The 9078-nt window shown below is 68.3% G+C and carries 12 protein-coding genes and 1 riboswitch; of the genes, 3 read left to right on the top strand and 9 right to left on the bottom strand.

Annotated features, from left to right (window positions below; all coding sequences use genetic code 11):
• Positions 1-485: 5-formyltetrahydrofolate cyclo-ligase (locus tag P3W85_RS19035; RefSeq protein WP_276265936.1), on the top strand; the 485-nt coding region annotated here is incomplete at its 5' end.
• 25 nt (positions 486-510) lie between these two features.
• On the opposite strand, the gene P3W85_RS19030 is transcribed toward P3W85_RS19035, so the two are convergent.
• The 5 genes from P3W85_RS19030 to ahcY all read right to left on the bottom strand — a co-directional run bounded on the left by P3W85_RS19030 (position 511) and on the right by ahcY (position 4484).
• On the bottom strand, positions 511-1278 hold the full coding sequence (locus P3W85_RS19030; protein WP_276265935.1) for a Mut7-C RNAse domain-containing protein: 768 nt from the start codon (positions 1276-1278) through the stop codon (positions 511-513).
• A 46-nt stretch (positions 1279-1324) separates the two neighbouring features.
• A complete protein-coding gene (locus tag P3W85_RS19025) occupies positions 1325-1687 on the bottom strand; it encodes a TfoX/Sxy family protein (RefSeq protein WP_017226153.1) in 363 nt (120 codons plus the stop codon).
• Between the two features lie 28 nt (positions 1688-1715).
• Positions 1716-2546: a methylenetetrahydrofolate reductase [NAD(P)H] gene (metF, locus tag P3W85_RS19020; protein ID WP_017226152.1), complete on the bottom strand. Its 831-nt coding sequence runs from the start codon at positions 2544-2546 to the stop codon at positions 1716-1718.
• Positions 2547-2626: 80 nt separating this feature from the next.
• Positions 2627-2980, bottom strand: a complete 354-nt coding sequence (locus tag P3W85_RS19015) for a phage holin family protein (RefSeq protein ID WP_017226151.1) — start codon at positions 2978-2980, stop codon at positions 2627-2629.
• A gap of 85 nt (positions 2981-3065) precedes the next feature.
• The gene (gene ahcY / locus P3W85_RS19010; RefSeq protein WP_017226150.1) at positions 3066-4484 is read right to left on the bottom strand and encodes an adenosylhomocysteinase; all 1419 of its coding nucleotides are present in this window, start codon (positions 4482-4484) and stop codon (positions 3066-3068) included.
• Positions 4485-4610: 126 nt separating this feature from the next.
• A riboswitch (S-adenosyl-L-homocysteine riboswitch) is annotated at positions 4611-4691 on the bottom strand.
• Positions 4692-4763: 72 nt separating this feature from the next.
• On the opposite strand from ahcY, the gene thiD reads away from it, so the two are divergent.
• On the top strand, positions 4764-5594 hold the full coding sequence (gene thiD / locus P3W85_RS19005; protein ID WP_276265934.1) for a bifunctional hydroxymethylpyrimidine kinase/phosphomethylpyrimidine kinase: 831 nt from the start codon (positions 4764-4766) through the stop codon (positions 5592-5594).
• A 225-nt stretch (positions 5595-5819) separates the two neighbouring features.
• Positions 5820-6260 (top strand): PGDYG domain-containing protein, encoded by a 441-nt coding sequence (locus tag P3W85_RS19000; RefSeq protein ID WP_276265933.1) that lies wholly within the window; start codon positions 5820-5822, stop codon positions 6258-6260.
• Between the two features lie 4 nt (positions 6261-6264).
• On the opposite strand, the gene P3W85_RS18995 is transcribed toward P3W85_RS19000, so the two are convergent.
• From P3W85_RS18995 to P3W85_RS18980, 4 genes are all read right to left on the bottom strand, one after another.
• Positions 6265-6711: a PaaI family thioesterase gene (locus P3W85_RS18995; protein ID WP_017227265.1), complete on the bottom strand. Its 447-nt coding sequence runs from the start codon at positions 6709-6711 to the stop codon at positions 6265-6267.
• A 13-nt stretch (positions 6712-6724) separates the two neighbouring features.
• A complete protein-coding gene (locus tag P3W85_RS18990) occupies positions 6725-6937 on the bottom strand; it encodes an acetyl-CoA carboxylase biotin carboxyl carrier protein subunit (RefSeq protein WP_017227264.1) in 213 nt (70 codons plus the stop codon).
• Positions 6937-8385, bottom strand: coding sequence for an acetyl-CoA carboxylase biotin carboxylase subunit (locus P3W85_RS18985; protein WP_276265932.1), 1449 nt, complete (start codon positions 8383-8385; stop codon positions 6937-6939). The genes P3W85_RS18990 and P3W85_RS18985 overlap by 1 nt, the downstream gene beginning before the upstream one ends.
• A partial coding sequence (locus P3W85_RS18980) for an acetate--CoA ligase family protein (RefSeq protein WP_276265931.1) occupies positions 8382-9078 on the bottom strand: 697 nt, incomplete at its 5' end. The genes P3W85_RS18985 and P3W85_RS18980, both read right to left, overlap by 4 nt.

Below are 9078 nucleotides of genomic sequence, written 5' to 3'. Positions count from 1 at the left end.
CCGACGCCCGCATCGAGGCCGGACTCGCCGCCCTGCTGGAGCGCCTGCCGGTGCACCGGCTGGGCTTCTACTGGCCGATCCGGCAAGAGTTCGACGCCCGCGCCGTGGTCTCCCGCTGGCTCGCCGCCGGCCCGGGGCGGCAGGCAGCCCTGCCGGTGGTCAGCCGCCCCGGCGCGCCGCTGGATTTCCACCGGTGGGAGCCGGCCACGCCGATGGCCACCGGGCACTATGGCATTCCGGTGCCCGACGGCACGCCGCCCCTGCTGCCCGACGTCCTGCTGATTCCATGTGTCGGTTTCAGCCCGGATAAGTTCCGTCTTGGCTATGGCGGCGGCTTCTACGACCGCACCCTGGCGGCGCTGGCCGCCGCCGGCAGCACACCGCTGGCGATCGGCATCGGCCACGAAGCCTGCCGCATCGCGCTGGCGCCGCAGGCGCACGACCTGCCGATGGACTGGGTGGTCAGCGAGGCCGGCGCTTTCTGAGCTTGCGGGCTTGCGGACGTCCAGGTCAGGCCGTGCCGGGCGGCAGCAGCTCGTCCACCAGTGCGCGCATGCGCCGCCAGTGCGAGCCTTCCCAGAACACGCGCCGGCAGCAGGCGCACGTCGCGAAGCGGTCGTGCCGCGCCAGCACGCCCGGCGGCACGCGGCCGTCCACTTCCGTCTTGTCGATCCGGCGCAACGGCGCGTTGCAGTCCAGGCACAGGGAGAACGGCCGCGCGCTGCGGCCCAGGTCGAGCCGGGAGAAGATTTCCCGCAACTGCGGCGTCGCCTTGATGGCGCGGACATAGCAGCCGTGGGTCACGCCGCGCCGCTTAAGCAGCTCGCGGTCCCGCGTGAGCACGATGCGGCCCTCGCGCATGGCGATGGATTCGATCTCGCTGTCGGCGAAATGATTGTCGTAGAGGGTGTCGAAGCCGGTCATGCGCAGCAGGTGGGCCAGCCCGCCCAGGTGCGCGTCGGCGACAAAGCGCGTGGTGCGCAGCGGCTCGCCGCGTACGCGCAGCAACGGCGTGATGTCGAAGGCTTCGAACCTGGGATAGACCGAGACGCGGTCGCGGTCCTGCAGCAGGCGGTCGAAACCGCATGACTCGCCGTTGACCAGGATCAGCTCGACCTCGGTATGCGGCACGCCCAATGCCTCGATCATGTGCTTGACGGTGGCGGCGCGCGCGCAGGCGCAAACGCAGTCCCGGCCGCGCTGGGCACGCGGCAGGAAGTCGTTCAGTTCCTCGTAGAAACGAAACGTGGCGGTAACGGCATCGACGGCGCTGGCCATGGAGCAGAGTATGCCACCGCCGGCCCGGGCGCCGCACGCGCTGCGCTCAGCGAGCCTGGTTGGCCAGCCGCAGCGCGGACTCCACCGACAGCCGCGCCCATGCCGTCATGGCCTCGGCCGATTCCAGGCAGGCCGGCGGCGGACTCAGGTAGTGGTGCATGGCGATCTCGCGCCCGGCGCGGCTGTAGCGGAAGGGCTCGCCGCCCTCGGCCTCGAAGCGGGCGCGGGTCTTGTCGTCGACCTTCAGGTAGCAGCGCCCGCCCAGCACCAGCGCGAACACCAGGCCGTCGTAGTAGAGGGCATGGCCGCCGAACATGCGGCGCGTGGTGATCGGGCCGATGCGCGCCGCCAGCGGCCCCATCAGGTCGAGCAGATGGTCGATGAAGGGATCGGGGCGGCGGGCTGGCATGACGCTGGCGGGTCGGCTGGCCGGCGCCTCAGAGCTTCAGGCGTTGCCAGATGGCCTTGGTGGCGCTGGCGGTGTTGAGCGTATAGAAATGCAGGCCCGGCACGCCGGCCGCCAGCAGGCGCTCGCACAGCGCCGTGACCACATCCAGGCCAAAGGCGCGGATCGACTCGCGGTCGTCGCCGAAGCTCTCCAGCCGCTTGGCCACCCAGCGCGGCACTTCGGCGCCGCACATTTCGGAGAAGCGCATCAGCTGCGAGGAATTGGTGATCGGCATGATGCCCGGCACGATCGGCACCTCCACGCCCATGGCGCGCACGTCGTCGACGAAACGGAAGTACGCGTCGGCGTTGAAGAAGTACTGGGTGATGGCCGAATTGGCGCCGGCCTTGACCTTGCGCACGAAATTCTCGAGGTCGTGGCGTGGCGACTTGGCCTGCGGATGGTACTCCGGATAGGCCGCCACCTCGATATTGAACCAGTCGCCGGTCTCGGCGCGGATAAACGCCACCAGCTCATTGGCGAAGCGGAACTCACCGATCTCGCCCATGCCGGAAGGCATATCGCCGCGCAGCGCCACGATATGGCGGATGCCGCCGTCGCGATAGGTCTGGAGGATATTGCGGATGCTCTCGCGCGAGGAGCCCACGCACGACAGGTGCGGCGCGGCCTCGATGCCGTCGCGCTGGATTTCCAGCACGGCGTCCAGCGTGCCCTGCTGGGTGGTGCCGCCGGCGCCGAAGGTCACCGAGATGAACTTGGGGTGCAGCGGAGCGAGCTGCGCGCGCGTGTTGCGCAGCTTCTCGGTGCCCTCCGCCGTCTTGGGCGGGAAGAATTCAAAGCTGAAGTAGCGGTCTTGCATGATGGTGGCGCGCCGCCTATGGCGCGGCGCGCTGAAAGATTGGCACAGGCGCCGAACGGCGCCACGCGGAATGCATTGCCTCAGGCGCTGCGGCGCTCGCCCAGCAGCAGGCTCGACAGCGCCCAGGAGATCACGCTGTAGAGAATCGAGCCGAGCAAGGCCGCGCCAAAACCGGTGACCACGAAACCGGCCAGCAGCTTGCCCACGAACAGGAACAGCAGCGCGTTGATCACGAAGATGAACAGGCCGAGCGTCAGCAGCGTCACCGGCAGGGTCAGGATCACCAGGATCGGGCGGATCAGGGTGTTGACCAGGCCCAGCACCAGCGCGGCGATCATGGCCGAACCGAAGCCGCCAAGGTGAATCCCGTTGATCAGGTTGCCCACCACGAACAGCGCGGCGGCATTGATGATCCAGACGGCCAGCAATCTCATGACGATTCCTTCGCTCGGGTTAAACGGATTCGGGGCGGGGCAGGACGGCCAGGCGATCGCCCGCCGCCCTGCCGGCAATCAACAATCAATAACGGTAGTGATCGGCCTTGTACGGGCCTTCCTTCTTCACGCCGATATAGGCTGCCTGCGCTTCGGTCAGCTCGGACAGTTGCGCGTTCAGCTTCTTCAGCTGCAGGCGCGCGACCTTTTCGTCCAGGTGCTTGGGCAGCGTGTAGACGCCGACCGGGTACTTGCCGCTTGCGCGTTCCTGCCACAGCTCGATCTGGGCGATGGTCTGGTTGGCGAACGAGCTGCTCATCACGTACGACGGGTGGCCCGTGCCGCAGCCCAGGTTCACCAGGCGGCCCTTGGCCAGGATGATCAGCTTCTTGCCGTCGGGGAAGACCACGTGGTCGACCTGCGGCTTGATCTCGTCCCACTCGTACTTTTCCAGCGAGGCGATGTCGATCTCGTTGTCGAAGTGGCCGATATTGCAGACGATGGCCTGGTCCTTCATCTTGGCCATGTGGTCATGGGTGATGACGTGGTAGTTGCCGGTGCAGGTAACGAAGATGTCGGCCTTGTCGGCAGCGTATTCCATGGTCACCACGCGGTAGCCTTCCATCGCGGCCTGCAGTGCGCAGATCGGGTCGACCTCGGTCACCCACACCTGGGCCGACAGTGCGCGCAGGGCCTGGGCGCTGCCCTTGCCCACGTCGCCGTAGCCTGCCACCAGCGCGACCTTGCCGGCGATCATCACGTCGGTGGCGCGCTTGATGCCGTCCACCAGCGATTCGCGGCAGCCGTACAGGTTGTCGAACTTGCTCTTGGTCACCGAGTCGTTGACGTTGATGGCGGGGAAGCGCAGTTCGCCCTTTTGCGCCATCTGGTACAGGCGGTGCACGCCGGTGGTGGTTTCCTCGGTCACGCCCTTGATGGCGTCCAGGTTGCGGCTGTACCAGGTCGGGTCCTTGGCCAGCTTTTCCTTGATCGCGGCGAACAGGAAGGTTTCTTCCTCGCTGCCCGGCTTGGAGATCAGCGCTGCGTCCTTCTCGGCGCGGGCGCCCAGGTGCAGCAGCAGCGTGGCATCGCCGCCGTCGTCCAGGATCATGTTGGGGGTGCCGCCATCCGCCCAGTCGAAGATGCGGTGGGTGAAGTCCCAGTATTCCTTCAGCGATTCGCCCTTGAAGGCAAAGACCGGGGTGCCGGAGGCGGCGATGGCCGCGGCGGCGTGGTCCTGGGTCGAGAAGATGTTGCACGAGGCCCAGCGCACGTCGGCGCCGAGCGCCACCAGCGTCTCGATCAGCACGGCGGTCTGGATGGTCATGTGCAGCGAGCCGGCGATGCGCGCGCCCTTGAGCGGCTGGGCGGCGGCGAACTCGTCGCGGATGGCCATCAGGCCGGGCATCTCGGTCTCGGCGATGGCGATCTCCTTGCGGCCCCAGCCAGCCAGGTTGATGTCGGCCACCAGGTAATCGTTCTTCAGATCAGTCACTGCGTTCATGTTTCACTCCGATGAAGAGTGGCGACGAAGGACGAGTGCGGGAATACGGCCGCGCCATGCGGTGCCGGCAAGCGGCATGCTGCATGGCGGGCGGATAGGTCGACTCGCCTCCGTGTGTATGCCACGGATCAGCGAGCGCCGTTGAAGACAGTCCGAGCCTGGCGAATGGCACAATACCGTCCATTCGTTGCAACGCTCCTCGGAGTGGCGGTATTGTAGCCTGACCTGCGGCGGTGCGCATCGCCACGGCCACGATTTTCTTTGCCGCCCGCCTCACACATGACCCTGACGACACTCCGCCCTCCCCGCACCCTGACCATCGCCGGCTCCGATTCCGGTGGCGGCGCCGGCATCCAGGCCGACCTCAAGACCTTTGCCGCGCTGGGCTGCTACGGCATGAGCGCGATCACCGCCATCACGGCGCAGAACACCCTGGGCGTGACCGGCGTACACGCCATCCCGGCCGACATGGTGGCCGCGCAGATCGACGCGGTGGCCAGCGATATCGGCGTGGACGCGGCCAAGACCGGCATGCTTGGCAACGCCGCCATCGTCGAGGCCGTGGCCGCCGCGGCGGACCGCCACGGCATCCGGCGCCTGGTGGTCGACCCGGTGATGATCTCGACCTCCGGCGCCACGCTGGCGGACGACGCCACCACCCAGGCCATGGTGCGCCTGCTGTTCCCGCGCGCCTTGCTGGTCACGCCCAACCTGCCCGAGGCGTCCTACCTGCTGGGCCGCACGATCGCCCGGCGCGAGGACATGGAGCAGGCGGCACGCGATCTGGTTGCGCTGGGCTGCCCGGCGGTGCTGCTCAAGGGCGGACACCTGGAGGCCGGGGACGATGGCCTGGACGACCTGCTGCTGGGCGCCGACGGCAGCGTGCGCGTGTTTTCGCACCAGCGCGTCGACACCCGCAACCTGCACGGCACCGGCTGCACGCTGGCGGCGGCCATCGCGGCCCAGCTGGCGCGCGGCGATACGTTGGAAGATGCGGTGGAAACGGCGCTGGATTTTGTGGCGGATGCGATCGTGGCCGGTGCGGATTTCGAACTTGGGGCGGGCAATGGGCCGCTCAATCACGGGTTCGCGCCGAGGGTGCTGGGCTGAATGAAGCGGGCAGCACTACCGATCCGGCCCGCGAGCAGGCTGTCCGGCCGCTCTTTTGGGCTGGCCGCGAGGGGGTTTTGAGCCCCATCCGGCGCGCCTTCCTTGCCTGCTTTCCTGGCAAGACAAGAAAGCAGGCCGCCTCCCCGCAGGGGAGGCGAAACCGACTTTGACTTTGACTTTTGTCTTTGGCTTTGTAGCCAAGCCTTCGAGCCGACATCCCTGACCATGCCCATCCTGACCCACATCGACCTGCGCACCGACCCCGCCGCCGCCCCCTACCAGAAACATGAAGTCGTCCAGGTAGCCTTCGCCGCCGCGCCCGGCGAACTGCTCAGCCTGGAAGGCCCCAACCGCTACCAGCCCGGCGACGCCATCGTCACCGGCTCCACCGGCGACCGCTGGGTCGTATCGCGCGAGCGCTTCGACGCCAGGTACGAGCCGCTGCAAGCCGGCACGCACGGCCAGGACGGCGCCTACCGCAACAAGCCGGGCGTGGTGCTGGCAAAGCGGATGGACGCAGCCTTCAGCATCGCGCGCTCCACCGGCGGCGATGTGCTGCGTGGCGAGCCCGGCGACTGGCTGATGCAGTACGCCCCCGGCGACTACGGCATTGTCCAGCAGGCGCGCTTCGCGCAGGTCTACCGGCCGGCGGCAGGCAACGCCTGAAGCCTCAGTCTCCGCCGCTGCTCAGCGGCACCAGCTTGAACGCCGCACGCGCCACGCATACCACCTCGCCGGCCGCGTTCCTGACTTCGCCCTCGCAAAAGGCAATGCGGGCGCCACGCCGCATGCAACGCGCCTCCAGATGCAGCTCACCGCGCGCCGCGGCGAGAAAATGCGTGGACATATCGATGGTGATCACGCCGGTTTCCAGCGGCGCATGCGAGCGCGCGGCGCCGCTCAGCGTAAAGTCCAGCGTCGCCATCAGGGTGCCGCCATGCACGTCGCCCCGGCTGTTGACCAGGGACGGGCTGACCGGCAGGCGAGTGTGGCACAGGCCCTCTTCCATCCGCACCGGCTGCAAGCCAAGATGGCGCATCAGCGGCACGTCGATGCCGAAGTAGGGTTTCTCGGGGGTGCCCGGCGCCACCGGGACAATCTGCGCGTTGCTATCCAAAACCGTTTTCCTTTTATTCGAGTTCCACCACCGCCTGGCCCTCGGCGACGGCGTCGCCAGGCTGCACCAGGATGGCCCTGACCACGCCAGCATATTCGGATTCGAGCGGAATCTCCATTTTCATCGACTCGATCATCATCACGGCGTCGCCGGCCGCAATGGTAGCGCCGGCTTCCACGTAGACGGCGCAGACATGGCCGCTGACCGCGGCTTCGATCTTGTTCATCAGGCAACTCTCTTATCGGTAGGTGTTTCGTCTGTTTCGTCTGTTTCGTCGTGCCGTGCCGGAGCGGCCAGCACACGCTGGACCAGCGCGGTATCGATACGCCCGGCCAGGAAGTCCGGATGCGCGAGCACGCGCAGGATGAACGGGATATTGGTCTTGACACCGGTGATGGCGAAGCCTTCCAGCGCCGCGCGCAACCTCGCGATGGCCTCGTCGCGCCCGGCGCCGGTGGCGATGACCTTGGCCAGCATGGGGTCGTAGTACGGCGTCACGCGGCAGCCCTCGGCATAGCCGGTCTCCACGCGCACGCCCTCGCCTTGCGGCGGGCGGAACACCTCGAGCGGGCCGGGCGACGGGAAGAAGCGCACCGGATCTTCGGCGTAGACGCGCGCTTCGATGGCATGGCCTTGCGCCGGCACGCCGCCGGTGCAGGCCGGCAGCACGTCGCCGATACGCTCGCCGCGCGCCAGCCGGATCTGCGCTGCCACGATATCGACGCCCGCGATCTGCTCGGTGACGGCATGCTCGACCTGCAGGCGCGTATTCATCTCCAGGAACACAAAGCCGGCGGCCGGCGTATGCAGCATTTCCACCGTGCCGATCACGTCGTAGCCGATGCCGGACAGCAGCGCCGACAGTTGCGCAGCCATGGCCTCGACTTCGGCGCGATCCAGCCCGTGCGCGCGCGCTTCTTCGATGACCTTCTGGTGACGGCGCTGCACCGAGCAATCGCGCTCCCACAGGATGCGCACGCCGCCGTGCCGGTCGGCCAGTACCTGGAACTCGATATGGCGCGGCTGCTCGACCAGCTTCTCCAGGTACAGCTCCGCCTGGCCGAAGCTGCGCTGCGCCACCGAGCGGGCTTGCTGCCAGGCCGCCGCCAGGGCGGCCGCGTCGCGCACCGGCACCATGCCGATGCCGCCGCCGCCGCCGGCGGGCTTGATCAGCACCGGGTAGCCAATGCGTGCGGCCGCTGCCGCAACGGTGTCCATATCGTCGGGCAGCACGCCGGAACTTGGCGCCAGCGGCATGCCTTGCGCCGCCATGAAGCTGCGCGCCTCGGTCTTGTGTCCAAGGCGCCGGATCCAGTGCGGCGACGGGCCGATGAAGCATAGGCCGGCTGCTTCCACGCGCTCGGCGAAGGCAGCGTTCTCGGACAGGAACCCATAGCCTGGGTGCACCGCATCCGCGCCGCTGGCGCGCGCGGCCTCCAGCAGCTTGTCCTGGTCGAGGTAGCTGGCCAGCGGCGGAGCTTCGCCCAGGCGCAGCGCGACATCTGCCTCGCGCAGATAGGGCAGGCCGGCGTCGGCATCGGAGTACACCGCAACCGACTCGAGGCCGAGCGCGCGCAGCGCGCGGATGATGCGCGCCGCTACCGCGCCACGATTGGCGACCAGCACGCGGCGCAGCGGCCGTACCGTGTCATAGGCGTTCGTAGCGGCATTCATGCGCTGACTCCCGCGCGGATCACCACCGCATCGACCAGCACCGGCGCCACCTCGCCGCGGTTCACCATGACGGGGTTGGCGTCCACCGAGCGAACCTGCCCCCGCGCCGCCGCCATCCAGTCGCCCAGGCGCACCAGCATTTGCGCCAGCGCGTCGATGTCGACCGCCTCCATACCGCGCTGCGCGCCGAAGGCGCGCGCAATGCGCAGCCGCCCGATGGCCTCGCGGGCCTGTGTGGCATTGAACGGCGCGACCAGGAACTGTACGTCGTCGATGGCCTCGACCAGTACGCCGCCCTGCCCCACCATCACCACCGGTCCGTAGACGTCGTCGATATGCGCGCCCACCGCCAGCTCGAAGGCGCCGCTCCGTTGGCGCGCCAGCAGCACGCCGCCGTGCCGGATGCCCTGGCTGGCGGCCAGTCCTCTCAGCGTGCGGTCGAGCTCGGCGAAGGCGGCCAGTGCCTGCGCTTGGTCGGCAAGGCCAAGGCGCACCAGGCCCAGTTCGGATTTGTGGGTGATGTCGGGCGACACGCCCTTGGCCACCACCGGCGCACCCAGTTCCGCCAGCGCCCGCCGCACGTCGTCCTCGCTGTGGCACAAGCGATGCGCCACCGCCGGCAGCCCGGCTTCGGCCAGCGCCGCCAGGCTCGCGACCTCGTCGAGCGTCACGCTGCCGGCAGCGGCATTGGAG

The sequence above is a fragment of the Cupriavidus basilensis genome, assembly GCF_029335485.1.
GTDB lineage: Bacteria > Pseudomonadota > Gammaproteobacteria > Burkholderiales > Burkholderiaceae > Cupriavidus > Cupriavidus basilensis_E.
The sequence above is the reverse complement of the archived record's forward strand: the minus strand, read 5'-3'. Positions and strand labels throughout refer to the sequence as shown.